The organism is Kribbella sp. NPDC050820 (assembly GCF_040653975.1).
GTDB lineage: Bacteria > Actinomycetota > Actinomycetes > Propionibacteriales > Kribbellaceae > Kribbella.
Window position 1 is genome coordinate 17,335 of sequence record NZ_JBFAHB010000059.1, and the last position, 25,377, is coordinate 42,711.

Below are 25,377 nucleotides of genomic sequence, written 5' to 3' on the forward strand. Positions count from 1 at the left end.
CAAAGGCCTGTCGTGACCCTGCGGAGCCCTAGGTTGCCCTGGCAGAGTGCCGCGTAGACGGGAACAGTCTGGGGATGAAAACACTCGACCGGCCGTTGGACGACGACGACCGCGCGATGGCCGACCTGGCCGAGGTTCGCGACTGGCGGCGGGTCGCCGGTCCGCACCTGGGCGCGACCGGCGGTGTCCCGGTGCGGAAGCTGATCCGCCGGGTCAAGTCCGCGACCGGCTGGAAACCGTGGCCGATCGACCGCAAGACCGTCATCGACGACCTGCTCGACGGCTGGGGCTTCCTCACCAGGCGCAACACCGAGATGGCCGTGTACGACGACCAGATCCTGCCGCACAGCCCGTTCAGCGGCTGGATCGCCTTCGAGATCGGCCGGGCCGACATGGCCGCCGCGGAGGCCGGCCTGGACCAGAACTGGCCGGCCAAGTTCGACCTGGCCCGCCGGCACTGGGGCGAACCGGCGTACGCGGGAACCGACAGTGGGTCGGATTTCGTCGATGAGTGGGCACCCGGTGCAGGTCTCGACCGCCGCCACCTCGCGGTCTGGACCCCGCCGGGCGCCGAGATCCACCTGTACAGCAACAAACCGAGAAAGGATCCCTTGTCCGTGTCGGTCGGGATTCACTATGCGGTCTACCTCAACGAGGAGGGGACATGACGACAGCAGCACCCGAGGTCACGGCCCGGAGGAATCTCCGGTCCGCCCTGCGTGACCAGGCGACGTTCCGCGAAGGCGGCCCCGGGATCGGAGCGAACAGCTCCGTCTCGCCAGAGGCCCTGACCCGGGTCGCGCACAGCGCCGCCGCGGTCGCTGCTCCGAGCGCCCGGCCTTCGACCGCCCTGTCGGGCGACCTGGCGGCCAGCTTCCGGGCCGCCGCGGTTCCGCAGGCCGGTCCAGGCCAGAATCCACGCACCGTCAACGCCGGCGAGCGCCCCCAGACCGGCAGCGGCAAGGCCGCGAAGGGCAAGGACAGTCCGGCGCTCTAGGCCGGGCCGGCTGACCCTGATCGGCACCTACTGTTTCGACCGCGGGCAGCACGCCTACGACGAAGGGGACGCACCCTGCGATGAAGATCAAGGACAGGCCGCTCGAGGACGACGCGGCCGCGATGGCGGATCTCGCCGAGATCGCCGACTGGACCAAGATCGCCGGTCCGGACACCGGTGAGACCGGGTACGAGGTCGTCAAGGCCCTGGTGCACCGGGTGACCACCGCGACCGGCTGGAAGCCCTGGCCGGACGAGGGCCCGAGCGAAGGGTTCGAGAAGCTGCAGTCGTGGGGCTTCGAGACCCAGCGCGGCATCACGATGATCGTGTTCAACGGCCTGGTGCTCGCGGACGTGCGGGACAGCGGCTGGTCGGCGTACGACCTGCAGCCGGAGGACATCCCGCAGGCCGAGGCCGGCCTCGACGAGAACTGGCCGGCGGCGTTCGCCCTGGCGGTCGAGAAGTGGGGACCGCCGGTCTACGCCAGCGACTACCGCAACCCGAACTTCCTCGACGAGTACTGGCCGGGTGCGGGCTTCGACAAGCGCCACCTGGCGGTCTGGCCGCGGGTCGGCGCGCAGTTCCACATCTACAGCGACCTGCCCGCCGCGGACCCGCTGTCGCCGTCCGTCGGCATCAACTACACGGTCTACCTCGACTAGGAGCGAATGTGACCAACCCATCCGAAGGTCCCGGGTCGGCGGATGCCATGCGCGCGGCGCTTGCCCAGCGGGGAATCTCGGCGGAGCAGGCCGACGTGTTCGTGGACTTCGCGGAGCACTATCGTGCGGTGTTTGCGGAGCAGCAGGCGCGGCTGGAAAGCCTGCAGCAGCAGCTCGCAGCGCAGCAGAGCGGCCGCGCGCGCCGGGCGGCGCCGTACGTCGCAACTGCCGCCGGAGCAGCCGCGATCGCCTCGGACCAGGGTCAGTCCGTGATCGGCGATGTCGGCCGCTGGACGGGCGACCAGGCCGTTGCGTTCGGGCAGTACGCCAGCGAGCAGTACACCGCCGCGAAGGAGGGGCTGCAGGCGTTCGGCCAGGACGTCTCGCGGGAGGCCGGGCAGATGTGGGACTCGGCGGTCGCAGGCGCCCAGCAGTTCGGCCAGGACGTCTCGCGCGAGGCCGGGCAACTGTGGGACTCAGCGGTCGCAGGCGCCCAGAGCGCAGCCAGCGCGGTGTCCGGCTGGACGGTCGAGACCTGGCACAACATTGCGGACCCGGTGTCCAACGCCGCTCAGTCCGTCGGCGCGTGGGCCGGTCAGTACGCCGACTCCGTGGCTGCGAACCCAGGAAACGCCGCCGCGACCGCTGCGCTGGCGGCCGGCGTGGTCGTTGCCGCGACACCGCAGTTGCGGCAGGGAGTCGCGCAGGCAGCCAACGCTGCCAGCCGGTGGGGCAAGGCGGCCGTCCAGGCGACGACTGACGCCGTACGGAACGCTCCGTCGCGGCTGGCGCAGTTGGGCCGGAACGCCATGGAGGGTGCGAAGAAGTTCTACGACCACGCTCGGACGGACCCGCGGGTGGACTACGCCCTGACCCGGCTCGGCATCCCGCCGCGGCAGGTCAACGAGGCCGCGACCGAGGCCGCCAACGGCGTTACCTCACCCGAGTCGACGCTGCCGAAGGCCGCCGAGGTGCAGATGGGACTGGAGCAGAAGGCACTGGGGCAGGACGGATCCCAGGCGTCTGCCAGCCGCGCCGTGGTGGCAGCAGAAGCCGCCAAGACGACCGGCGCGACTGCGGAGCAAGGGGAGGCTGCGACCGCGCAGGGCAAGGGACTCAACACGAAGGTGGAGCGCGGCGGCCAAGGCCAGGGCCGCTGACTCTGGGTCTCACGACAGCGCCGCTGGGGCTTCCCCGGCGGCGCTTCGTCGTACCTGGGGCTAGCCGTCGACCACTTCGGGGGACGGCTGTCTGCGCCGGGGTAGCTGGCGGCGGGGTGGTTCGGGGTCGACGTCGTTGCCGGCCAGGTGGTTGACGACAGCATTGAGGACCGCGGCCGTCGGTACGGCGATCAGCGCGCCGACGATCCCGGCGACGACGACACCGGTCGCGATCGCCAGGATGATGGCCAGCGGGTGCACGGCGACCGCGCGGCCGAGCAGGAACGGCTGCAGCACGTGCGCCTCCAGCTGCTGGACGCCGATCACCACCGCGAGCATGATGATCGCGACGATCGGGCCCTTGGCAACCAACGCGACCAGGACGGCGACGCTGCCGCTGATCAGCGCGCCGACCACCGGGATGAACGCGCCGACGAAGACCAGGATCCCGATCGCGCTGACCAGCGGCAGGCCGAGGATCGCCGCGCCCAGCGAGATCCCGATCGCGTCGGCGGCCGCGACGACGACGGTGGCCCGGACGAACGCGGTCAGCGACACCCACGCCTTCCGGCCGGACGAGTCGGCCTTCTGCCGCGCCTGCCGCGGGAACAGCCGGATCAGCCAGGCCCAGATCTGGTCGCCCTGGTAGAGGAAGAAGAACAGGCAGAACAGCGCGATGAACAGGCCCGCGAACACATGCGTCGCGGTGGTCCCGACCTCGGCCGCGCGCTGGCCGAGCGCGCCACCGGAGGTGATCTCGTCCCGGACCGTGTTGAACGCGCTGGTGATGTCCTGGTCGTCGAGGCCGAAGTTGATCCGGAGCAGGTCACGCAGCTTCTGCACACCTTCGCCGACCTGCGTCGACAGGCTCTCGAACTGGCTGGCGATCTGCGTGCCGACCAAGGTGAGCAGACCGGCCACCACGATGATGGTGGCGAGCACGGTGATTCCGGCCGACGGGCCGCGCGGGATCCTCAACCGCTGCAGGCCGTCCGTCACCGGCACCAGTAGCGCGGTGAGCAGCACGCCGACCGTGACCGGAACCACCACCTCGGACAGGTAGCGCATCCCGTACCCGACCACGAGCACCGCGGCCACGATCACCAGGAACCGCCAGGACCATGCAGAGGCGATCTGCATCGCCGGCGTCACCCCGGTGTCCACCCGCCCGCCACTCGACGAGGCCACTAGGTGATCCTCCGTGCTCGCCGACTCCAGCACGTCGTTGTCCGCCACCGGACTCGGCTTGTCACTGCCCAACTCAGGAACCTCGGCCTGAGGTACGCCGGTCTCGTCGTCCCGCCCCGCCTCGCTCATCACACCTCCGCAGCTCGCCGTGCTGCTGAGACTAGTGCCCGGTGCGGACCGTTCCATGAATGCGGGCTGCCAGGCCCTTGGCGGCCTGGGGTTCGAGGTCGGCGAGGAGGCCGACGCCGGCCAGCACGTAGTCCTGGTCGACGGCGATCGCCGCGCGCTCCGGGACCAGCCAGCCCTCCGCCTGCGCGTTCACCGCCACGGAGCCGAGGATCCGCTCGGCCACCTCCGGGCCGTTGTGCCGCAGTACTCCCCCGGATCCGACCAGCAGGTCCACCTCGCGCAGGTCCTTCCCGGACCGCTCGATCACCCGTCCGCCCGGCCCGAACACGATCCGCTGCCGGCCCGCGTGCCGCCTGATCGCGACCGTGGCCGCGATCCGCGCGAGTGTCTCGTCGTACGACGTCTCGGTCCGGGAGTCCGGCAGGTACGACGGGTCGTCGTGCCGGCGGATCGCGGCGGCCCGGAGGCCGTCGTCCTGGACGAGGCCGGCTTCGACGCCGGCGGCCACCACCGGGACCGCGCTCCAGCGCATGCCGAGGTCGCCCTCGACGGTGCGCGTGACCGGGTGCGTCGCGACCACCTCGCGTCCGAGGTTCGCGTCCTCCGGGTCGAGCTCGATCACCGAGTGCACGTCGGTGGTCGCGCCGCCGATGTCCACGACCGCCACGTCGCCGTGCAACCCGGCCAGCACTTCGACTCCCCGCAGTACGACGTCGGGCGTGGCGGCACGGACCATCCGCGCGAAACCCGGGTCCTTGGAGAGGTTCTTGCCGCCGATCACGTGCTTCAGGAACATCTCCCGGATCGCCGCTCGCGCCCCGTCCGGCGCGAACACGCCGATCTCCGGCACCACGTTGTCCGCCAGGACGTGCGGCACGTCGGCGAGGATCCCGGCGACCTCCGGCTGGGCGTCGACGTTGCCGGCGACAACGACCGGTCGGCGCCAGCGGTACTTCGCCAGCGTCTCGGCCGCCTTCAGCAGGACGGCCGAGTTGCCGCCGTCCGTACCGCCCAGCAGCAGTACGACGTCCGGCCGGTCCTTGCGCAACGCCTTGAGCGACATCGCGGTGAGCCCACCGTTGACCACGGCAACCACTCGCCCGCCGCTGGACAGCGCGACCCGGCGGCCGGCCTCCGCGGTGACGAGCTCCTCGTTGCCCACGACACCGATCCGGAGACCGCCGCCGGCGCTGGAGCAGGCCAGCACCTCAGCCTTGGCGACCCCACGATCGACGTCCTCGAGCACGGCCCGGCAGGCGTGCCAGCCGTCCATCACGTCGGTGCCGATCGTGGTGCGGTGCTCGGCTCGGGCGACCAGGTCACCCGAGCCGGAGTCCACCGCGATCGCCTTCGTGTACGTCGACCCGAAGTCGACCGCGACCAGAAGGCCCATCGATCAGGACATCGCGCGGTCGAGGTCCTGGAGGAGGTCGTCGATCGTCTCGATGCCGACGCTCAGCCGGATCAGGTCGGCCGGCACCTCGAGCGGCGTACCGGCGACCGAGGCGTGCGTCATCTTGCCCGGGTGCTCGATCAGCGACTCCACGCCGCCGAGCGACTCGCCCAGCGTGAAGACCTCCGCCTTGTTGCAGATGTCGATCGCTTGCTGCTCGCCGCCGGAGACGCGGAACGACACGATGCCGCCGTACCGCTTCATCTGCTTGGCGGCGGTTTCGTGACCAGGGTGGCCGTCGATCCCCGGGTACAGCACCTGGGTGACGGACTGGTGCCGCTGCAGGAACTCGACGACACGCTCGGCGTTGTCGCTGTGCCGGTCCATCCGGACACCGAGGGTCTTGATCCCGCGCAGCACCAGCCAGGAGTCGAACGGGCCGGCGACCGCGCCGATCGCGTTCTGGTGGAAGGCGATCTTGTCGGCGAGGTCGGTGTCGCGGACGATCAGCGCGCCGCCGACGACGTCGGAGTGGCCGCCCATGTACTTCGTGGTCGAGTGCACGACCACGTCCGCGCCGAGCTCCAGCGGCTGCTGCAGGTACGGCGAGGCGAACGTGTTGTCGACGACCAGCAGCGCGCCCGCGTCGTGCGCGATCTGCGCCACGATGGCGATGTCGGCGACGTTCAGCAGCGGGTTGGTCGGGGTCTCCAGCCAGACGACCTTGGTCTTGCCCGGGCGGATCGCGGCGCGGATCGCCTCCGGGTGGGTGACCGCGGCCGGCGTCATCTCGACACCCCAGGTGCCGAGGACGCGGGCGAACAGGCGGAACGTGCCGCCGTACGCGTCGTCGGGGAACACCACGTGGTCACCCGGCACGCAGAGCGAGCGGATCAGGGTGTCCTCGGCGGCGAGGCCGCTGGCGAACGCGAACCCGCGGTTGCCGCCCTCGATCGCGGCCAGACACTCCTCGAGCGCGGTCCGGGTCGGGTTCGCCGACCGGGAGTACTCGTAGCCGTTGCGCAGCCCGCCGACGCCGTCCTGCTTGTAGGTGCTGGTCGCGTAGATCGGCGGAACCACCGCACCGGTGGTGGGGTCGGGCTCGTTCCCGGCGTGGATGGCGAGCGTCTCGAAGCCGTAGTGGTGTTTCGTGTTCACCGGACCAGCGTACGGCCTGGTCTGGTAATGCTCGCGCCCGCCGTCCAAGCGATGGATCCAGGTTGTCCACAGCCGCGTCGAACCCGCTGGCGACTGACCCGTGCCGGGCTCTACCGTTGCGGTCAGTGATTGCCCTGGTCAACACGTGGAACGGGAAGGACGACCGCGCCGGATGAAGACACAAGCCAGGCCGCTCGACCAGGACGACCTGGCGATGGCGGACCTCGCCGAGATTCGGGACTGGACCGTCATCGCCGGTCCGGACAACGACGACTCCGGCCCGCAGGTCGTCCGCGCGCTCGTGAACCGCGTGATGAGGCACACACCCTGGCAGCCGTGGCCGCTGCAGCCGGGCGAGGTGATCGCCGACGAGATGGTCTCGTGGGGCTTCACCACACCTCGGGGTACGACGATGATCGTGTTCGACGGCCTGGTCTTCTCCGACTGCCCGGACAGCGGCTGGTCGGGGTACGAGATCGGCCCGGACGACATCGCGGCGGCCGAGTCCGGTCTGGACGCGCACTGGCCGGAGCACCTCGCGCTCGCGACCCGGCACTGGGGACCGCCGGACTACGTCGGCTCCGACGACAGCCCGACGTTCGCGGACGAGTGGGAGCCCGGCGCGGGGAGCGGCCGGCGGCACCTGGCGGTGTGGTTGCGGCCGGGGGCGCAGCTGCATCTGTACAGCAACAAGCCCAGCAAGGACCCGCTGACGACGTCTGTCGGGGTCAACTACGCGGTCTACATCGACTAGGAGAGCCGATGACCACGCCTGCCCCCGAGTCCCGGCTCCGTCGTACGTCGAACAACATCTCCCGCTGGCGCGACACCCGGCGCGGCACCAAGCAGATGAAGGCCGGGCTCGCGCTGGCCGCCAACACGGCCGCTCGGACGAACCCTGCGCTCCGTGAGCAGATCGGGCGCGCGCGGCTGACGCAGTCGCAGTTGCAGGAGCTGGTCGAGAGCCACTATGCGGCTTCGTTCGGCGGCCAGCGGGGGCAGGACCGGTCTGCGGCGATCCAGCAGACCATCTCCGACCGCATCCAGGCTGCGGGTCCGGGGCGGAGGAACCGGATCTCGCGCTGGTTCGACCGGCGCCGCGGGACGAAGGCGCTGAAGGGCGCTCTCACGCAGGCGGCGAAGGACGTCAAGAACATGGACGCCAACGTCCGCCAGCACGCCGGCCAGCGCCGCTTCACCGCCGCGGACCTGGCCGACATGGCGACGGACCGCATCCGAGAAGTCATCCGCCCCGAGGGCATCCCCGGCACAGCTCCGCCCGGCGCGCAGCAGCAACAGCAGCAGCAGCAACAACAACCTGACCTCGACCCGCTGCAGCAGGCGCAGCAACAGGTCGAGCTCGCCCGCCTCCAACACGAACAAACCCGCCTCCAACTGGAATCCCTGCAAATGCAGGTCGCCATCCAGTCCCTACAAACCCAACTAGCCAACCAAGCCGCCCACACCCAACAACACGGCGCCCAACAGCCCCAGGCCCAGCAACCCCAAGCCCAGCAACCGCAGGCGCAACAACCCCAGGCCCAACAGCCGCAGGCCCAGCAACCCCAAGCCCAGCAGCCGCAGGCACAACAGCCCCAGGCCCAGCAGCCGCAGGCCCAGCAGCCCCAAGCCCAACAACCCCAGGCGCAGCCGCAGGCCCAGCAGCCGCAGGCCCAGCAGCCGCAGGCGCAACAGCCGCAGGCCCAGCAGCCTCAGGGGCAGCAGGTGGTGGCTTCGGGGCAGGGGGTTGACGGGCAGACTCCTAGCCGGCGAGGAGCGTGGGTCGACAGGGGCTTCGGGAACGGCATCAACCAACCCGTCCCGCTCCAGCAACCCGCAGCCCAGCAGGCCGACCCACAGCTGGCAACCGACGGACTGCAGCACGACCCGGAGCAAGGCCCACCCACCCAACTGGTGCGCAACCTCTCCGAGCCGAGCGAACAGCAGCAGCCCGCCCCCTCGCAGCAAGCGCCCACCCAGGAAGAGGCCGCCGCGGCAAACCAGAACTGGCAGGCCCCCGCCGAGTTCCAGACCTCCGGCGCATCCCCCCAGAACCAAGCCGACCTCAAGGGCGACGTAAGCCTGGCCGCCCACGTAGCCTTCTCCGGCCGACCCGAACCAAGACTGACCACCGAAGAACAGTCCTCCGGCACCGGCGAACGCCCCGCCGGCCAAGAACACCACCGCACCCAAGGCCACTCCCCCCGCAACCCCACCCAAGAACGCTGACCCCACCAACCACCCACCCCTTCGGCCACCCCAACGCCCCGGCGCACGTCACCGCCACCCCGTGGCCAACCCCTGCCACCCGCGGCCGCCCATGCGGCCAACCCACGGCCCGCCCCACGGCCCACCCCCACTGCCACCCCGCGGCCAGCCCCGTGCCCACTCCCGCTGCAAGTTCGCCCCCGGCCGGGGATATCCACTCAGCTCGGGGGTTGCCCCCTGAAATTCCCAGTGGGTAACCCCCAAGCTCGGTGGGCAACCCCATGGCCCGTGCCTGCGCACACGCGGTCGGCCTCCCCCTCTCCTGCCACCCCGCGGCCGACCCTGCAGTCAGCCCACGGCCCGCCCCGCCGGCCCACCTCCGCTGCCACCCCGCGGCCAGCCCCGTGTCCACTCCCGCTGCAAGTTCGCCCCCGGCCGGGGTTATCCACTCAGCTCGGGGGTTGCCCTCTGAAATTCCCGGTGAGCAACCCCCAGGCTCGGTGGGCAACCCCGAAGTCAGCGGGCAACCTCGGGGACCCTTCGCCCAAACCGTTGCCACCTGCTGCCGGCTCGGCTCCCCCGCTGCCAACTCGCTCCCAGTTCGGGGGATATCCACTCGCCTCGGGGGTTGCCCCCTGAAATTCTCGGTGGGCAACCCCCGAGCTCGGTGGGCAACCCCAGGGCCTGTGCCTGCGCGCATGCGGTTGGGGGCACCCACCTCTGGGCGCGGGCAGTCGGGCGCACTCTCCGCTGCGCGGGGACTGTCACGCCAGGCGCATCACCGCCCTCGGCAGCGGCGGCGCCGAGGCGGGCCGGGGTGGGGTGGGGTTGGGGCAAGGTTGGGGTGGGATTGGAGTGTAGGGGTTGACGCAACCGGGGGGTTGCTATAAGTTTGTAGCAACCTAGTGGTTGCTATTGGAGGTTGTGATGGGGTTTCCGGATCGGATTGAGCGGACTGTGGAGATTGGGCATCCGCCGGCGAAGGTGTGGGCGGCGCTGACTACGGCGGAGGGGCTGGGGACGTGGTTCGGGCAGCAGGCGACGATCGACCTGCGGCCGGGTGGGTCGGCGCAGATGTCGTGGACCAGTGGTGATCAGGCCGAGATGCGGATCGAGCGGGTCGAGGAGCCGACCACGTTCGGGTTCACCTGGCACATCTACGGGCTGCCGGCGGAGGACCCGCGCCGTACGTATGTCGAGTTCACGCTCGAGCCTGTAGGCGCCGGCACCCGGCTCACCGTCGTCGAGACCGGGTTCGCGCAGCTCCCGGAGGACGAGTACCGCAAGGCGTTCGAGGCGAACACCCAGGGGTGGGCGTCCGAGATCGACGAGCTGATCGAATACCTCGATGCAGCCTGACAGTCAGCACCCCGAGCCGACCCCTCCATCCGGCGGCCTGAGCCGAGCCGACATGGAGGGGGTGGCCGAGCAGGTGTTCGTGGCGCTGGGCGACCCGAGCCGGCGCAGCATCCTGGCCGCGCTGGCCTCGGGTGGTCCGGCGACGGCTACGGATCTGGCGAATCGCCTGCCGATCACCCGGCAGGCGATCGCCAAGCATCTGACGTTGCTGTCCGACGCCGGCCTGGTGATCGCGGAGCACGGTGAGCGCAGGCGGGTGCGGTTCCGCCTGCACTCGGCGCCGATGCAGGTCGCCCAGCAGTTCCTGGCCGCGATGGCCCGCGACTGGGACTCCCGCCTCGACGCACTGAAGGATCACCTGGAGCGCTGACCCAGGTCGACCCGGCCTGGGTCCTCAGTGCCGACCCGGAGTACGTACGTCGACCCAGACCAGCCGGTGGTCGCTGGTCGGGAACGGGAAGACCCCGGTCAGCCGGAACAGCGGATCCGCCTGCACCGGCCAGAACACGCCCGCGCCCACCGGCCGCAACTGCCGCGACGGCAGCACGTAGTCCGCCCGCAGGTTCCCCGGCGCCGGGTTGTCGTTGAAGTCGGCGGTGTCGTACTTCGGGTCGCCGTTGTGCGTCAGGTTCGCCCCACCCTGCAGTACGGCGGCCTCCGCCGCGCCGGCCGAGGACGGCAGCGGGTCGATGATCCGCGGGTGCTCGATCAGCTGCTGGATCGAACCCGGCACCGAGTCGCCGTCGACCGGGTCGCTGTTCTGGTCGCCCGCGATGACGAACGCGCTCCCCGGCCGCAGCCCGCCGTACCGGCCCTTGTCGTCGTAGATGTACGACGACCGCTTGCCGGGCTGCACGTAGTCGGCCCAGAACCGGATCTCGTCGTGGTTCCGCCGGCCGTTGCGGTCCTCGGCGCCGTCGAAGGTCGGCGGCGTCGGGTGCGAGACGAGGAAGTGCACGGTGCGGTTTCCGATCTTGATCGGCAGGTCCCAGTGCGACTTGCTGGACAGCCGGAAGACGTCGAGCTCCGCGGGCGAGTACCAGTCGGCCGGCGCCGTCGTCGCCGGGTCGTCCGGCAGCAGCGCGCCCGGCATGTCCTTCCACCTGAACAGCTGGAAGGTCCGCACGTGCCGGGTGTCGATCGGGTAGCGCGAGTACACGACCATGCCGAACTGGCCCTCGAACGCACCGAACCCGAACGCGTCGTCGCCGCCCGCGATCTGGCCGTCGTTGTTCAGGTCGAACCCGCTCGGGATCCCGGTGTTCGACGGCGCGACGTACACGTACGGGTACCGGATCGGCTGCGCGCCGGTCTGCCCGATCTCCAGGTAGTTGGTCCGGAACAGGTTGGCCGCCTGCTGGTTCGGCACGAAGTCGAACTCGTTGATCAGCAGTACGTCGGGCCGGGTCCGCTGGATCACCTCGGCGACAGCCTTCGCCTGCGCGTTGTTCGGGGTGCTGAGATCAGCGACCAGTTGGCCGGCCGCAGCCCGGTTCAGGCTCGCGTTGTACGTCGCGAACCGCACCGACTCGTGTCCGCCGCCGGCATCCGCCGGCACCACCCCCGCCGTACCGGCACCTAGAAGCACTCCAAGCGCGACCAGCAATCTGCGCGTCCTCCGCATGACACCCCTCCACTCAGACCGAATGCCCCAAACGCTAACCACCGCAGCGTCCACCCCATCTGAACGCCAAGTGAACTCTCCTGAGCGCCCGGCGGCTACAACTCGGCCAGCTTCAACCGGGTTTCGACGTCGGCGCCGGGGCTGAGGTGCTCGGCGATGCGCACGGGCTTCTTGACCGGCAGGAGGTACGTCCCGGACTTGCTGTCCGGGAAGACCGACGTCTGCCAGGTGGTCGAGCCGATGGTCGCGATCACGCGGACCGAGCCGAAGCCGTGCCGGCTCGCAGCCGTCAGGTGGGCGATGTCGTCGCTGATCTCCGGCGGCACGGAGATGAAGTGCCAGCCGCTCTCCCCCGGGTACTGCCACAACGGCGCCGAGAACTGGAAGCTGCTCACCGGCCGACCGTAGCGCCGGCCACCGACAAGGTGGACTACGCGGGCGTCCCGCGGCGGGCCAGGATCGCGGTGGCGGCGTCGATGAGGACGGCGCGGATCTCGGCGTCGGTGACGCCGAGGTCGAGCTCGACGGACATGGCGGCGCCGACGGTCTCGACCGCGGCGGCGGCGCGGAGGCGGTCGGCGGGGGTCGGGTCCGGACCGGCCAGCCACAGCTGGAAGCGCCGGCTCTGCGCGATCAGCTTGTCCAGGTCGTCCCCGAACGCGGCCAGTACGGCGGCGATGTCCCGCAGCAGCGTGGGTCCGGTCGAGCGGTGCGCGATCACGACGTCGACGTACGCGCCGAGCAGCTCGCGCTCGGACTCGGGTGACCACGGCACCTCCTCGACCAGGCTCAGCACCCGCGAGATGTCGTCCAGAAACGTCCCGACGATCGCCCGGAGCAGCTCCTGCTTCGACGAGTAGTGGTAGTACAGCGACGCCTTGGTGATGCCGACCTGCTCGGCGATCTCGCGCAGGCTCGTCTTCTCGTATCCCTGGGTCGAGAACAGCTGCACCGCCGCCTGGTGGATCTCGGTCTTGGTGTCCCGCACCCGCTCGCGGGGATTCGTCGCGTGCTGCACGTGACCACCCTCTCACTGATCCTCGGGCCGGGCAGCTTCACGCACCTACCGACCGGCAGGTAGTCTACCAACCGACCGGCAGGTAGACAGACCCTCAGGAGGGGTTCGGGGTGTTCACCAAACTCGGACGATTCGTCGTCCACAACCCGTGGAAGGTGATCGCCGCCTGGGTGATCGCGGCCGTGGCCGTGGTCGCCTTCGCGCCGACGCTCGCCGACGTGACGAACAAGGACCAGGCGGCCTTCCTGCCTGACAAGTACGAGTCGGTGCAGGCGCAGAAGCTGGCCGCCGACGCGTTCGGGCAGACCAACGACGCGACCGCGAGCATCGTGGTCAAGCGCGGCGCCGGCGGTGAGCTGACCGCAACCGACCAGGCCAAGGTCACCGAGCTCGCGACGAAGATCACCGCGGCGAAGATCGACCGCGTCACCGGCGCGATCACCGGCCCGCAGGCGGTCTCGCCGAACAAGCAGGTCCAGATCGTCAGCGTCGGCCTCAAGGGCCTGCCGGACGACCAGGCCGTGCTGGACGCGGTCCAGAAGGTCCGCGACGTGACCGGGTCCACGCTGACCGGCAGCGATCTCGAGTACGGCGTGACCGGCGACGCGGCGTTGTTCCTCGACAACCAGGACGCCTTCGAGAACGCGTTCGTGGTGGTCGGCATCGCGACCGTCGTCCTGATCATCGGCCTGCTGCTGCTCATCTACCGCAGCCCGGTCGCCGCGTTCCTGCCGATCCTCACAGTCGGCCTGGTCGCCTCGATCGCGCCCGGGCTGATCGCGCTCGCCGCGAAGGCCTTCGACCTGCAGGTGACGCAGGACCTGCAGACCATCCTCACCGTCGTGCTGTACGGCGTCGGGACGGACTACATCCTGTTCCTGCTGTTCCGCTACCGCGAGCGCCTCCGCGCCGGCGAGCCGTCGAAGGAGGCCCTGGTCAACGCGACCGCCCGGGTCGCCGAGGTAATCGTTTCGGCGGCGGGCGCGATCATCGTCGCGTTCAGCGCCCTCCTGCTGGCCGTCTTCGGCGGGTTCAAGAGCCTCGGCCCAGGGCTGGCCATCGCGGTGGCGGTGATGGCGTTCGCCGCGATCACACTGATCCCGGCGGTGGTGTCGCTGCTCGGCCCGAAGGTGTTCTGGCCGTCGAAGTCGTGGCAGAAGACGCCGAAGGGCGCGATGTTCAAGCGGTTCGGCCGGTTCACCGCCCGCCGCCCGGCCGTCGTGGCCACAGTGTCCGGCGGCCTGATGGTCGCGCTCGCGCTCGGCGCGCTGGGGATGAAGGTCGACTACGACGCGTTCAGCCAGCTGCCCGACGGCACCGAGTCCGCCCGCGCGATCAAGGACCTGCAGGCCGGCTTCCCGGCCGGCGCGCTCAACCCGACCACGGTCTACGTGCGCAGCACCGACGGTACGCCGCTCGACCCGGCCGAGCTCACGACGTACGCCGGGAAGCTCGCCAAGGTGGAAGGTGTCGGAGCCGTGCTCCCGGCCGGCGCGGACGGCAGTCTGGCGCTGCTCAACCCGGACAAGACGGTTGCCCAGATCAACGTTGTGCTGAGCGATCCGCCGTACGCGAGGTCGTCGCTCGACCTGGTCGACGGGAAGCTCCGCGACGTCGCGCACGCCGAGGCGCCGGACGGTACGACGACCTTGCTCGGCGGGGTCACCGCGAGCTACACCGACATCCGGGACGCGAACAGCCGGGACCTCTCAGTGATCTTCCCGGTCGCCGGTGGGCTGATCGCGATCATCCTGGCGCTGCTGCTGCGGTCGCTGCTGGCGCCGCTCGTCCTGATGATCGCGGTGGTGCTGAGCTTCTTCAGCTCGATCGGCGCGACGGTGCTGGTGTTCCAGGGCGCGGCCGGGCACGCGGGCGTGACGTTCTCGCTCCCGATCATGCTGTACCTGTTCGTCGTTGCCATCGGCACCGACTACAACATCCTGATGATCGCGCGATTGCGGGAGGAGGCCGAGCAGGGCACGTCGCCACGGGAGGCAGCGGACCTGGCGATCGAGCATGGTGGCCCGTCGGTGGCGGCGGCCGGACTGATCCTGGCCGGCACGTTCTCGTCGCTGATGCTGGCCGGTATGGCACTGCTCACCGAGATGGGCTTCTCGGTCGCGGCCGGCATCGTGATCTCGGCGTTCCTGATGTCGATCTTCCTGGTCCCGAGCGTCACCGCGCTGCTCGGCCACAAGGCCTGGTGGCCGCGGCGGATCAAGCCGCACGCCGACGCCGTGCAGGATCGGGAGCTGGAGCCGATCGGCTGATCCCCTCTGGTTTCGCAGGCTGAGGGGTCCTGCGGCGGCGTGCCCCGGACTCGATGGGTCCGGGGCACGCTGGTGTCTCAGGGGGTCTTGAGCCGGACGGTGAAGATCGGCAGCAGGAAGTGGACCAGCGGGCCGATCGACAGCGCGTAGACCACGGTGCCGACGCCGACCACGCCGCCGAGCAGGAAGCCGACCGCGAGCACGGACACCTCGATCGTGGTCCGGACCAGGCGGACGCTGAGGCCGGTACGCCGTACCAGGCCGGTCATCAGGCCGTCGCGCGGACCGGGACCGAACTGGGCGCCGATGTAGAGCGCGCCGGCGAGCGCGTTGACCACGACGCCCGCGAGCATGAACACGATCTTGACCCAGAGCTCGTCCGGGCGGTCGACCGTGGCCAGCGTCAGGTCGGTGACCAGGCCGATCACGATCGCGTTGCTGATCGTGCCGAGCCCCGGCCACTGCCGCAGCGGGATCCAGGCCAGCAGGACCACGAAGCTCATCGCGATCACGACGGCGCCGAAGCTGAGCGGCAGGTGTTTGGTGATGCCCGAGTGCAGCACGTCCCACGGGTCGAGTCCGAGGTTGCCCTGGATCATCAGGCCCATCGAGAAGCCGTACAGCGTCAGGCCGACGTACAGCTGGACCAGACGGCGGGGAAGGTGGCCTGCCTTCAGCTGCTGGATCGGGTTCAGCGCGGCGAGCTGGCGTGGCGGGGCATCGGAAGTGGCGGTCACGTTCTTCAGTTTGCGAGCAACTGGCCTGGTGTTCGATAGCCAATTGCGCAATAGTGGACTGCATGAAGGGGCAATATCTCCCGGCCAGCACCCTCTCCGGCCTGCTCGATGCGTGGGCCGACGGGTCCGGTCCGGCGTACCGGCTGCTGGCCGAGCGGCTCCGGCTGCTGATCGCGGACGGGCGGATCATGCCCGGGTCCCGGCTGCCGAGCGAGCGTGAGCTGACGGAGGCGCTAGGGGTCAGCCGTACGACGGTCGCGTCGGCGTACCGCGAGCTGCGCGACAGTGGGTACCTGCTCTCGCGCCGCGGCTCGGGCAGCGTGACCGCTCTCCCGTCCCGGGTCGAGCCGGAGCTCGGCCGGCACCACGCTCCGGGGATCGACACGGACGGGCTCTACGACTTCACGTGCGCTGCGCCCAGCGCCGTACCGGGGATCAGTACGGCGGTGGCGTCGGCCGCCGCGGATCTGCCGGCACACCTGGCGACGCCGGGGTATCACCCGCAGGGGTTGCCGGAGCTGCGGGCGGAGATCGCGGCGGCGTACGAGGAACGCGGGCTGCCGACCACGACCGACCAGATCATCATCACCGGCGGCGCGCTGGCGGCGACCTCGATCGCGGTCCGCGCGATCACCCAGATCGGCGACCGAGTGCTGACCGAGAGCCCGACGCACCCGAACTCCGTCGACGCGATCCGGCGCAGCGGGTGCCGGGTGGTGGCGGTGCCGATGAGTCCCGGCGGCTGGGACCTGCCCTTGCTGGAGGCGACGATTCGTCAGACTGCGCCGCGGGCCGCGTGGATGGTGGTCGACTTCCAGAACCCCACCGGATGGTCGATGTCCGCGGCCGACCGGCAGCGGCTGGCGACCGCATTCGCGCGGGCCCGGACGACGGCGATCGTGGACGAGACGCTGTTCGAGCTTTCCTTGGACGGACAGGAGATGCCGCCGCCGTTCGCGTCGTACGACCCGGTCGGGGTGATCACGGTCGGGTCGGTGAGCAAGTCGTTCTGGGGCGGCCTGCGGATCGGGTGGATGCGGGTGCCGGAGGCGCTGATTGCGCGGGTTCTCGACGCGAAGGCGTCGATGGATCTGGGTGCTCCGGTGCTCGACCAACTGGTCGTCGCGGAGTTGCTGCGACAGCGGTCGACGATCCTGCCCGAACGCCGGGCCGACATCGCGCTTCGCCGGGACGCCCTGGCTGCGGCGTTGACGTCGTACTTGCCGTCGTGGCGCTTCCAGGTGCCGGCGGGCGGGTTGTCACTGTGGTGCGAGCTGCCGGAGCCGGTCGGCTCGTCGCTGGTGGGGGTGGCGCAACGGAACGGCGTACTGCTGGTCGCCGGGTCTCGCTTCTCCCCGGACGGCGGTCTGGAGTCCTTCATCCGCCTCCCGTTCACGTTGGACCCCGAGTCCCTCCACAACGGCGTCCGCCACCTGGCCGCCTCCTACGCCAGCCTCACCACCACCTCCCCCACCCGCCAACCCGCCGCCATGATCGCCTGACCCCACGCGCCCTGCTCCGCCCGCTCCGACGTCGCGTGCACGCGCCTGCTGCAACTGCCTCAGGGGTCAGACGGTGACCCGATCAGTTCCGATGGCCCCGGTGAGCCGTGGGGCCTGCAGCGCGGGCCGCCGCGCCGCCGACCTCATGAGCAGAGCGGGCGGGGCCCACCCGGCACCACCTCCCCCACCCGCTAAACCGCCTGAACCCGCTCAACCCGCAGGCCGGCCGGGTACAGATCGACAGGACGTATACGCCCACTGCCCGCTACCACCCGCCGACCCGCGCCGCAGATCCGGCTCGATCGCCGGACACCTCCTGTCGAGATGCACCACGTTCGCTTCCCGTAATGCGTCGGGGGAAGGTTCGCCTGAGAGGGGGCGTTGGGAGACTATGAGAGTCATTCTGCGAGAGGCGTGAGATGTCGTTCTTCAAGCGCAACACTGCTCTGGTCGAGCCCGAGGCCGCACTGCCGGGCCGGCCTTCGCCCGGATTCGCCGTGCCGGACGAGAACATTGTTCTCGGTACGCCGCAGACCGCCGCCGCACCCGAGGGGTTCGAGGAGGTCTGGTTCGGCACCGGGTGTTTCTGGGGCACCGAGGAGATCTTCTGGCAGCAGCCCGGGGTCTACACGACCGCGGTCGGCTACGCGGGTGGGTACACGCCCAACCCGTCGTACGAGGAGGTCTGCACCGGCGGCACCGGCCACACCGAGGCGGTCCGGATCGTCTACGACCCCACCAAGACCACCTTCACCGACCTGCTGAAGGTCTTCTGGGAGACCCACGACCCGACCCAGGGCATGCGCCAGGGCAACGACCTGGGCTCCCAGTACCGCTCGGCCATCTACTACACCACCGACGCCCAGCGCGCCGAGGCCGAGCGCACCCGTGACCTCTACGCCCCGGTCATCAAGCCCCTCGGCTACGGCGACATCACCACCGAGATCGCCCCCGCCACCACCTTCTACTACGCCGAGGCCTACCACCAGCAGTACTTGCACAAGGTGCCGAACGGCTACCGGTGCCACAGCAACACCGGCGTCCCGTTCCCGGCTGACGCCTGAGTCTTCTGACAAGCGAGGGCCCCACCATTGGTGGGGCCCGCGACTCATGTGCTAGTAGCAGCGGCGGGCGAGGTGGGCGTGGATCTCGGCGTTGAGTTCCACAGTTTCGGGGAGGACCTGGAGGATTCGGTGGAAGACCTGGTCTCGGTCGGCGGGCTGAAGCATCACGTACGCCGAGACCGTCGAGAGTTGCCCGATGTAGTCGTCGGCACTCATCGTCAGGCGCCTGTCGATCACCGACTGCCGAACATCGGTGAACCATTCGGACTGCTGGAGCTCCGTGCCGGGCCACTGCATCGGGCGATCCGCGGGTGTGCCGTCGGGCGACGGGACGCCGTCGTCCTCGAGGTACGGCGCACGGGCCGCGCGTACGGCCTCCTTGAGGGCCGGGTCGGCCAGCTGGATCGGTGCACCGAACGAAGCGAACACACCGCCCGGTCGGACGAGTGCGGCCATGCGGTCCCAGCGGCCTTCAGGATTCGTCCAATGGAGCGCGGCGGCCGAGTACACCAGCTCGTACGACGAATCCAGCGGCAGGTCCTCGAACGCGGATTGCACGGTGGTGACGGTCGCAGGGAGGTGTTTGCGCAGCTCCGCAAGCATGGCCGCATCAGGGTCTGTCGCCGTGACCGCGATCCCTCCCTGCGCGAACAGCCGCGTTGCCTTGCCTGTCCCTGCGCCGACCTCGAGGGCGGTCCGGATCGGCCCACCGGCGTACGCCAGCACCAGATCGAAAAGTTCCTTGGGATACCCAGGCCGGAACCGCTCGTACGCCTCCGCTACCGTCCCGAAGCTCAGTGCGCGCACAACCATGCCCGCATCCTGGCACCTTCCACGTCCCGGCGCTCATCATTACCGGGACGGGACGTTCAGTCGGGAGACCGGCCCGGGTCGATCTGCTGGGCGAGGTACTGCTGGACGCCGACGCGTTCGATCGCGTCGAGGTGGGACTCGAACCAGTCGACGTGCTTCTCCTCGTCGCGGACCATCTCCTCGAAGACGGCGGCCGTGCCGTGGTCGCCGAGGTCGTGGCACTCCTTCGCGGACGCGTTGAACTGCGCCACCGCGGCATGCTCACTCTCGAGCCCCAGCCGGAGCATCTCCTGGGCGTCCTCACCGACGGTGACGGCGCCGAGCTTCTGCAGGTTCGGGTGACCGTCGAAGAGCAGGATGCGGTTGATCAGCGCGTCCGCGTCCTTCATCTCGTCGATGGACAGGTCGTAGAAGACCTTGCCCAGCCGGCTGAATCCCCAGTTCTCGAGCATCCTGGCTTCCAGGAAGTACCCGTTGATGACCGTCAACTCGAGCGTCAGTGCCTCATTGAGCAGTACGACGACCCGTGGGCTAACCGGTTGCACCTGCCACCTCCGTGAACGGGGCTGACGAGACCGACCTCCCATGCTCGCACAACAACCGCTTCACCGAGAAGACACAGCCGCCACAGTTCCGCCCTGCCCCGGTCGCCCCGCACACCTGCGCGACCGTACGCGCGCCGCGGTCGATACTCTCGCGGACGTCGCGGTCGCTGACGACCTCGCAGTGGCAGACGATCATGAGGTGAGGCTACCCTAACCGCCCCGCACTCACGCACAGCCGTCTCAACACGAGACACCTTCGGCCGCTAGGTGGCCGAGCGGAGGCCGAGGAGGCTGTGTTCGATGAGTCCCGCGGAAAGGTTCGCTTCACGCGATCGCGCTCGCATCAGCTTCACGAGTTTCGCTCGGAGCTCTTGGGCCGGTTCGCCGAGGACGATCGCGCTGAGGACCAACTCCAGCATCACGCACTTGAACTCGTTGTCACCGCGGGAGCGCCCGGACAGCAGTCGCCTGATCGCACCGGAACGCTTTCGCGGCACCACCGCCTTGGAGATCTGCCAGCCACCGCCTACCGGCCTGAAGGTCGCTTCATAGACGCACAGGCCAGTCCAGCTCCGGTGCACGAACACGACGTCACCCTCGGCGAAGACGTTCCACTTCTCATCCATGTCCTGGGACGCGTAGCCGAGCTGGATCCGCTGCCAATCCTCGTCCGACCAGACCCTGCGCGGCAGAATCGGCAGCCGCCGGGGCCGCGAGATCGGCTTGATATGCCCGGCCAACGCCGACCGGGTCACACGCTCGGGATCGGCCATACCGCGATCCTACGAAGACCTGCACCACTGGGAAGCCGCAAATCCTTGCAGGAAGTGGCAATCGGGGGGCAGGTGTCGCATGTCGTTGTACGTGAGGATTGAGGACGGGCGGCCAGGCGTGTAGCGGAGGACGGTCAGGGCGGCGTTGCAGTGCGTGAGGGTGAGCCAGCGCCACTCGGGCGCGTCCATGGCGTGCCGGACGAGCCAGGCAATCAGGAAGTTGTGGGTCACCAGCAGTTCGTGCTGTTCGTTCTTGCTGTCCACCGGCCCCGTGAAGCGCTCTAGTGCCAAGCGGCCTAGCTCGGGTCCGCGTTCGAGTTCTTCGGCTGTGGACTGGTGGACGAAGCTGAGCAGATAGTCAGCCGAGTCCGCTGGTAGCTCGTCCTTCGTCGGCACGTGGGGGACGTAGTCTCCGGCAGCCTCTGAGACCTCCAAGCGGGCTGCCGTATGCAGTTGGTCGTGGACCAAGCGTGCTGTCTGGGCTGCTCGTGGAAGCGGGCCGTGATGGATGGTGGAGAAGGAGACATCTTGTAGTCGCTGGCCGAGGAGGACCGCCTGGCGACGGCCGCGCTCGGTCAAGCCGCTCCCGTCCGGCAGGGCCTCGGCGTGTCGGGCGAGGTAGAGGTAGCGGGTGGCTGAGCCGGTCATTCGATGCTCCGTCCGATTCGTCCATCGTGTGGTGGACGCCGGCCGTTCTCCCCCGGTTCGAGACCGCGGTAGCGTGGCGGCGGAGGTCGCCGGGAGAATTTCTGCGGGGAGTTGTCGGATCTGGGGTCGGGGGATCGTTGTGGGGGTGAGGGTGGCCGGCGGAGGCTGCCCGGACAAGGAGTGGTGGGATGACGCAGTACTTGATCTCGTTCGAAGACGGAGCGATGGACGTCACGGAGGAGGAACTCCCGCAGGTGGCCGAGGAGGCGCATGCGGTGGTTCAGGCAGCCAAGGACGCTGGTGTGTTCGTCTTCACCGGTGGGGTGGACTACCGCCAGAAGCACGCGCGCGTGGACATCGACGGGATGATCACCGACGGACCGTACCCGGAGAGCAAGGAGCTCATCGGCGGCGTCTTCGTCATCGACGTACCCACCCTCGACGACGCGTTGGAGTGGGCCGCAAAGGTCGCGGTCGCCTGCCGTTGCGCCCAGGACGTCCGCGAGTTCTTCCCGTTCCGCCGGACCGACTGGGGCACACCAAGCTGAACTCAACTGGTGGCTGCCCGGGCGGCCTGCTCGACGCGGGCGTGAAGGGATCGCCACCAGTCGGGGTCTTGGTCGGGCATGTTGGCGTTGGGTTCGGCGTCGTCGTCCCAGCAGGGCAGGTGCTCCTGGAACGGGCGGCCGAAGGTCTCACCGAAGTACCCGGAGGTCGGTGCCGGTCGGGGTCAGCGGGCGTCTTCCATCACGGGCGAAGCTTGCCAGCCGGGGTGAGGGATTTGCTGAACATGAGGATCGCGTCGTCGTCGTTGCGGACCATCTCGCCCGGTGGGACCTGTTGCAGGTTGTAGAGGATGCCGCGGCCGTCGGGGATGTAGCCGCGGCGGACGTACATCCGTTGGGCCGTGCCGTAGTCGGCGTACAGACCGACGCCGATCGCGACCACGTCGGACCGCTCGGCGACGAGCGCCTCGGCCGTGTCCATCAGGCCACTGCCGATCCCGCGCCGGCGGAACTTCGGCAGCACGTTGAAGTCCTGGATCTCGGGGATCCCGTGGAAGGGCTGGTACGGCGACTCCCACCGGACCGTGACGTATCCGGCGTACTCCTCGTCGACCGTCGCCACCAAGACGTCCCGCACCCCGTCCCGCTGCTCGGCCAAGTACTTCTCGTACTGCGATACCGGCTTGTCCCACCCGATCGCAGCCATCGCCCCCGAGATCACTTCCGGGTCGTCGTCCCGCAACGCCCTGATCGCGTAGCCCACGCAGGCCCTCCAATCCAACCGTCCGCAGGCTAGCTCCCCCGACTACGACAGGTCACCGGGTTTTCACGCTGCCGTCGGCTTGATGTGAGCAAACGCGCTGCGGGCGTTCCAGGTCGGGAACGCTCGTACGAGCCAGGAAGGACCGTGCAACTGGATGCGGCGGTCGCGAACGGCTTCGGCCCAGCTGACCCGGCCGGCGTGCCACTTGACGAAGGCTTCGGCCTCCGCCGTGACGTAGAGGTCCTCGTCGAGACCCGGATACGTCTTGCAGATCTCGGTCTCGCCGCGCTCGACCAGCAGCCAGTACCGCTCCGGACGCGGCCCGCCGGTGAAGTCGAAGCGGATCACGACGCGCCGGTCCGGGAGCCGGTCCAGGCGGAGCAGGTTGCACATCGACCACAGCGCCACGAAGGGATCCAGGTGCTCGGGGGCGATCTCGAGCCAGGCGGCACCCCACTCGCCGAGCGACATGCAGACCTTGAAGAGGTCCTCCCCCGCGGGCGTGAGCTCGTAGTGGTGCCCACGCCGGTCGGACTTGAGTTCCGACCGGACGATGCCGAACCGTTCGAGCTGCTTGAGTCGCTGCGAGAGCAGCGTGCGCGAGAGCCCGGGCGCGCCCTCCAGGATCTCGCTGAAGCTTCCGCAGCCCAGATGCAGGTTGCGGATGATCAGCGGCGTCCAGCGCTCGGCGAAGATCTCCGCGCCGCGCGCGATGGGGCAGTACTGGCCGTATGTCCTCACACCGCCAGTGTCTGGCTGCGTCCTTCGAGTGTGAAGTACAGATTCTTGACTTCACCGCTCGCGCCAACGGCGATGCGATGGGGCTGACAGCGAGGAGGTCCCGCGATGAAGATCCAAGGTTTCCAAGGCCGGCTGATCACCGCTGACCAGGCCGGCTACGACACCGCCCGAGCCGTGTGGAACGGCGCCGTCGACAGGCGCCCACGGCTGATCGCTTGCTGCGTCGACACCGCCGACGTGGTCGCGGCGGTCCGTTTCGCCCGCGACCACGATCTGGAGATCGCCGTACGCGGCGGCGGCCACAACGTCGCCGGTACGGCGGTGTGCGACGACGGGATCGTGATCGACCTCTCGGCGATGCGGGCTGTGTCGGTCGACCCGGCCGGTCGCACCGTCCGGGTGCAAGGCGGCGCCCTGTGGAGCGACGTCGACCATGCAACGCAGGCCCATGGCTTGGCCACCACCGGCGGCATCGTGAGCCACACCGGCGTCGCCGGGCTCACCCTCGGCGGCGGTATCGGCTGGCTCATGCGCAAGTACGGGCTCGTCGTCGACAACCTGCTGGCTGCTGAGGTGGTCGACGCCGACGGCAGCGTCGTACAGGCGTCCGCGGACGAACACCCCGATCTGTTCTGGGCGCTGCGCGGCGGTGGCGGCAACTTCGGCATCGTCACGTCGTTCCAGTTCGCACTGCACCGCCTCGGTCCGGACATCCTCGCCGGTCCCGTGTTCTGGGCTGCCGAGGACACCGCCGAGGTACTGCGCTTCTACCGCGACTTCATCGCGGAAGCGCCGGACGAGCTCGGCAGCGTGATCCGGCTCGGCACCATCCCGCCGTGGCCGGCCGTCCACGAGCACCTGCACTGGCGACCGGCCGTCGCCGTCGCCTGCTCGTACGCCGGCGCCGTGGACGATGGTGAGCGCGTGGTGCGGAGCCTCCGACGGTTCGGGCAGCCACTCGTGGATCTGGTCGGACCGACGCCGTACGTCGCCCATCAGCGAGCCATCGACGACACCGTCCCCCACGGCTGGCACTACTACTGGAAGGCCACGAACCTCGCCGGCCTGTCCGACGACACCATCGCCGTCATCGCCGACCACGCCTACGCCGCCGGCTCGCCCCGGTCGTACGCCGCGATGTTCCACCTGGGCGGAGCTGTCGCCCGAGTCCCCGCGGACGCCACTGCCTACGCGAATCGGACCACGCCCCACAACATCGTCGTCGAAGCGGTCTGGCGGCCCGACGAAGCCGGCGAGCACGCCGTCGCCGAGCCCGCGTGGGCACGACGATTCCTCCAAGCCGTCCAACCGCACCGAGCCGCCGGCGTCTACGTCAACTTCCTCGACGCCGACGACACCACCCGCACCCGGGAGGCGTACGGCGACCACACCTACCGGCGACTCGCCGACATCAAGTCCAAGTACGACCCCGACAACGTGTTCCACCACAACCGGAACATCCGCCCTGCCTGAGTCAGCCCATGGTTTTCTGGCCGTCGATGGACTCGCGGATGATGTCGGCGTGGCCGGAGTGCTGGGCGGTCTCGGCGGCGATGTGCAGGAAGACGCGGCGGACGGACCAGAAGACGCCCGGGGGTTGCCAGGGGGCGGCGGGGAGCTCGTAGGCGGTGTCCAGGTCGAGGGTGCGGACGAGGTCCTCGGTCGCGGCCGCGACCTTCTCGTACTCGGCCAGTACGTCGGCCAGCGTCTCGCCCTCGGTGAGGCGGAACTGGTTCTCCCACTCGGCGATCACCTCAGGGGTGAACTCGATCTCCGCGGGCACCTCGTCGCCACCGCCGCCCTGGGCGAACTCGGCCCACTTCCGCTCGACCGCGGTGACGTGCTTGATCAGGCCGCCGACCGTCAGCGCGCTGACGGTGCTGCGGGTGTTCGCCTGCTCGTCGGACAGGCCTTCGGCGGTGTACCGCAGGAAGTACCGGTGCTTCCCGAGGAAGTCCAGAAGATCGGCCCGCTCACCGGTCACACTCTGCTGCTCGTTCGCTGTCATGCTTCGAGCCTAGAAGAGTTGGCGGCCAGTTCATGTCCGCTACTCGATCAATCCGAGACTCGACGGCGTTGCCAGGGTTAGGGTGGCGTGGGGCCGCCCGAAGCCGTTGTA

General features: G+C 69.5%; 28 protein-coding genes. 13 read left to right on the forward strand and 15 right to left on the reverse strand.

The window, feature by feature from the left end:
* The first annotated feature begins 74 nt into the window (after window positions 1-74).
* The 4 genes from AB0H36_RS35485 (at window position 75) to AB0H36_RS35500 (ending at window position 2,819) form a co-directional block, all read left to right on the forward strand.
* Window positions 75-668, forward strand: a complete 594-nt coding sequence (locus AB0H36_RS35485) for a hypothetical protein (protein ID WP_360534052.1) — start codon at window positions 75-77, stop codon at window positions 666-668.
* A complete protein-coding gene (locus AB0H36_RS35490) occupies window positions 665-997 on the forward strand; it encodes a hypothetical protein (protein ID WP_360534055.1) in 333 nt (110 codons plus the stop codon). The genes AB0H36_RS35485 and AB0H36_RS35490 overlap by 4 nt, the downstream gene beginning before the upstream one ends.
* Window positions 998-1,077: 80 nt before the next feature.
* Window positions 1,078-1,659, forward strand: coding sequence for a hypothetical protein (locus AB0H36_RS35495; RefSeq protein ID WP_360534058.1), 582 nt, complete (start codon window positions 1,078-1,080; stop codon window positions 1,657-1,659).
* A gap of 8 nt (window positions 1,660-1,667) precedes the next feature.
* Window positions 1,668-2,819, forward strand: a complete 1,152-nt coding sequence (locus AB0H36_RS35500) for a hypothetical protein (RefSeq protein ID WP_360534061.1) — start codon at window positions 1,668-1,670, stop codon at window positions 2,817-2,819.
* Window positions 2,820-2,879: 60 nt separating this feature from the next.
* On the opposite strand, the gene AB0H36_RS35505 is transcribed toward AB0H36_RS35500, so the two are convergent.
* From AB0H36_RS35505 to AB0H36_RS35515, 3 genes are read right to left on the reverse strand one after another with little or no spacing between them, the layout of a single operon-like run.
* The gene (locus tag AB0H36_RS35505; protein WP_360534064.1) at window positions 2,880-4,136 is read right to left on the reverse strand and encodes an AI-2E family transporter; all 1,257 of its coding nucleotides are present in this window, start codon (window positions 4,134-4,136) and stop codon (window positions 2,880-2,882) included.
* 31 nt (window positions 4,137-4,167) lie between these two features.
* Window positions 4,168-5,529: a glutamate mutase L gene (locus AB0H36_RS35510; RefSeq protein WP_360534067.1), complete on the reverse strand. Its 1,362-nt coding sequence runs from the start codon at window positions 5,527-5,529 to the stop codon at window positions 4,168-4,170.
* 3 nt (window positions 5,530-5,532) lie between these two features.
* Entirely contained in the window at window positions 5,533-6,687 is a 1,155-nt protein-coding gene (locus AB0H36_RS35515; RefSeq protein ID WP_360534070.1) for a cystathionine gamma-synthase, read from the reverse strand.
* A 172-nt stretch (window positions 6,688-6,859) separates the two neighbouring features.
* Between AB0H36_RS35515 and AB0H36_RS35520 the strand changes: the two genes are divergently transcribed.
* The 4 genes from AB0H36_RS35520 (at window position 6,860) to AB0H36_RS35535 (ending at window position 10,624) form a co-directional block, all read left to right on the forward strand.
* A complete protein-coding gene (locus AB0H36_RS35520; protein WP_360534073.1) occupies window positions 6,860-7,441 on the forward strand; it encodes a hypothetical protein in 582 nt (193 codons plus the stop codon).
* Window positions 7,442-7,449: 8 nt separating this feature from the next.
* Window positions 7,450-8,916, forward strand: a complete 1,467-nt coding sequence (locus AB0H36_RS35525) for a hypothetical protein (protein ID WP_360534076.1) — start codon at window positions 7,450-7,452, stop codon at window positions 8,914-8,916.
* A gap of 906 nt (window positions 8,917-9,822) precedes the next feature.
* The gene (locus AB0H36_RS35530; RefSeq protein ID WP_360534079.1) at window positions 9,823-10,254 is read left to right on the forward strand and encodes an SRPBCC domain-containing protein; all 432 of its coding nucleotides are present in this window, start codon (window positions 9,823-9,825) and stop codon (window positions 10,252-10,254) included.
* Complete coding sequence (locus AB0H36_RS35535; protein ID WP_360534082.1) at window positions 10,244-10,624, forward strand: metalloregulator ArsR/SmtB family transcription factor; 381 nt, start codon at window positions 10,244-10,246, stop codon at window positions 10,622-10,624. Before AB0H36_RS35530 ends, AB0H36_RS35535 begins: the two co-directional genes overlap by 11 nt.
* Before the next feature lie 24 nt (window positions 10,625-10,648).
* Here the strand turns inward: AB0H36_RS35535 and AB0H36_RS35540 are convergent, their stop codons facing one another.
* The 3 genes from AB0H36_RS35540 to AB0H36_RS35550 form a co-directional block, all read right to left on the reverse strand.
* The gene (locus tag AB0H36_RS35540; protein WP_360534085.1) at window positions 10,649-11,878 is read right to left on the reverse strand and encodes an endonuclease/exonuclease/phosphatase family protein; all 1,230 of its coding nucleotides are present in this window, start codon (window positions 11,876-11,878) and stop codon (window positions 10,649-10,651) included.
* Window positions 11,879-11,973: 95 nt separating this feature from the next.
* A complete protein-coding gene (locus AB0H36_RS35545; protein WP_360534088.1) occupies window positions 11,974-12,273 on the reverse strand; it encodes a DUF1905 domain-containing protein in 300 nt (99 codons plus the stop codon).
* Window positions 12,274-12,308: 35 nt separating this feature from the next.
* Window positions 12,309-12,896, reverse strand: coding sequence for a TetR/AcrR family transcriptional regulator (locus AB0H36_RS35550; protein WP_360534091.1), 588 nt, complete (start codon window positions 12,894-12,896; stop codon window positions 12,309-12,311).
* A gap of 110 nt (window positions 12,897-13,006) precedes the next feature.
* On the opposite strand from AB0H36_RS35550, the gene AB0H36_RS35555 reads away from it, so the two are divergent.
* Window positions 13,007-15,166 carry an MMPL family transporter gene (locus AB0H36_RS35555; RefSeq protein WP_360534094.1) on the forward strand — a complete coding sequence of 720 codons (2,160 nt, stop codon included), beginning with the start codon at window positions 13,007-13,009 and terminating at the stop codon, window positions 15,164-15,166.
* A gap of 77 nt (window positions 15,167-15,243) precedes the next feature.
* On the opposite strand, the gene AB0H36_RS35560 is transcribed toward AB0H36_RS35555, so the two are convergent.
* Window positions 15,244-15,903, reverse strand: a complete 660-nt coding sequence (locus AB0H36_RS35560) for a hypothetical protein (RefSeq protein WP_360534097.1) — start codon at window positions 15,901-15,903, stop codon at window positions 15,244-15,246.
* Between the two features lie 62 nt (window positions 15,904-15,965).
* Here AB0H36_RS35560 and AB0H36_RS35565 point away from each other — a divergent pair, with 62 nt between their 5' ends.
* Both AB0H36_RS35565 and msrA read left to right on the forward strand, forming a co-directional pair.
* Complete coding sequence (locus AB0H36_RS35565) at window positions 15,966-17,405, forward strand: PLP-dependent aminotransferase family protein (protein WP_360534100.1); 1,440 nt, start codon at window positions 15,966-15,968, stop codon at window positions 17,403-17,405.
* Window positions 17,406-17,824: 419 nt separating this feature from the next.
* Entirely contained in the window at window positions 17,825-18,469 is a 645-nt protein-coding gene (msrA, locus tag AB0H36_RS35570; protein WP_360534103.1) for a peptide-methionine (S)-S-oxide reductase MsrA, read from the forward strand.
* Window positions 18,470-18,520: 51 nt separating this feature from the next.
* Here the strand turns inward: msrA and AB0H36_RS35575 are convergent, their stop codons facing one another.
* From AB0H36_RS35575 to AB0H36_RS35595, 5 genes are all read right to left on the reverse strand, one after another.
* On the reverse strand, window positions 18,521-19,282 hold the full coding sequence (locus AB0H36_RS35575) for a class I SAM-dependent methyltransferase (protein ID WP_360534106.1): 762 nt from the start codon (window positions 19,280-19,282) through the stop codon (window positions 18,521-18,523).
* Between the two features lie 56 nt (window positions 19,283-19,338).
* Window positions 19,339-19,827: a bacterioferritin gene (gene bfr / locus AB0H36_RS35580; RefSeq protein WP_360534109.1), complete on the reverse strand. Its 489-nt coding sequence runs from the start codon at window positions 19,825-19,827 to the stop codon at window positions 19,339-19,341.
* The gene (locus AB0H36_RS35585) at window positions 19,814-20,023 is read right to left on the reverse strand and encodes a (2Fe-2S)-binding protein (protein WP_360534112.1); all 210 of its coding nucleotides are present in this window, start codon (window positions 20,021-20,023) and stop codon (window positions 19,814-19,816) included. Before AB0H36_RS35585 ends, bfr begins: the two co-directional genes overlap by 14 nt.
* Window positions 20,024-20,090: 67 nt before the next feature.
* Window positions 20,091-20,600 (reverse strand): hypothetical protein, encoded by a 510-nt coding sequence (locus AB0H36_RS35590; protein WP_360534115.1) that lies wholly within the window; start codon window positions 20,598-20,600, stop codon window positions 20,091-20,093.
* Between the two features lie 9 nt (window positions 20,601-20,609).
* Window positions 20,610-21,248, reverse strand: a complete 639-nt coding sequence (locus tag AB0H36_RS35595; RefSeq protein WP_360534118.1) for a histidine phosphatase family protein — start codon at window positions 21,246-21,248, stop codon at window positions 20,610-20,612.
* Window positions 21,249-21,436: 188 nt separating this feature from the next.
* Here AB0H36_RS35595 and AB0H36_RS35600 point away from each other — a divergent pair, with 188 nt between their 5' ends.
* Complete coding sequence (locus tag AB0H36_RS35600) at window positions 21,437-21,796, forward strand: YciI family protein (RefSeq protein WP_360534121.1); 360 nt, start codon at window positions 21,437-21,439, stop codon at window positions 21,794-21,796.
* Between the two features lie 199 nt (window positions 21,797-21,995).
* Here AB0H36_RS35600 and AB0H36_RS35605 read toward each other — a convergent pair whose 3' ends face one another.
* Both AB0H36_RS35605 and AB0H36_RS35610 read right to left on the reverse strand, forming a co-directional pair.
* A complete protein-coding gene (locus AB0H36_RS35605) occupies window positions 21,996-22,517 on the reverse strand; it encodes a GNAT family N-acetyltransferase (RefSeq protein ID WP_360534124.1) in 522 nt (173 codons plus the stop codon).
* A gap of 63 nt (window positions 22,518-22,580) precedes the next feature.
* Entirely contained in the window at window positions 22,581-23,258 is a 678-nt protein-coding gene (locus tag AB0H36_RS35610) for a helix-turn-helix domain-containing protein (protein WP_360534127.1), read from the reverse strand.
* 105 nt (window positions 23,259-23,363) lie between these two features.
* On the opposite strand from AB0H36_RS35610, the gene AB0H36_RS35615 reads away from it, so the two are divergent.
* A complete protein-coding gene (locus tag AB0H36_RS35615; RefSeq protein WP_360534130.1) occupies window positions 23,364-24,731 on the forward strand; it encodes an FAD-binding oxidoreductase in 1,368 nt (455 codons plus the stop codon).
* A 1-nt stretch (window position 24,732) separates the two neighbouring features.
* On the opposite strand, the gene AB0H36_RS35620 is transcribed toward AB0H36_RS35615, so the two are convergent.
* Window positions 24,733-25,266 carry a DinB family protein gene (locus tag AB0H36_RS35620; protein WP_360534133.1) on the reverse strand — a complete coding sequence of 178 codons (534 nt, stop codon included), beginning with the start codon at window positions 25,264-25,266 and terminating at the stop codon, window positions 24,733-24,735.
* Window positions 25,267-25,377 lie beyond the last annotated feature (111 nt).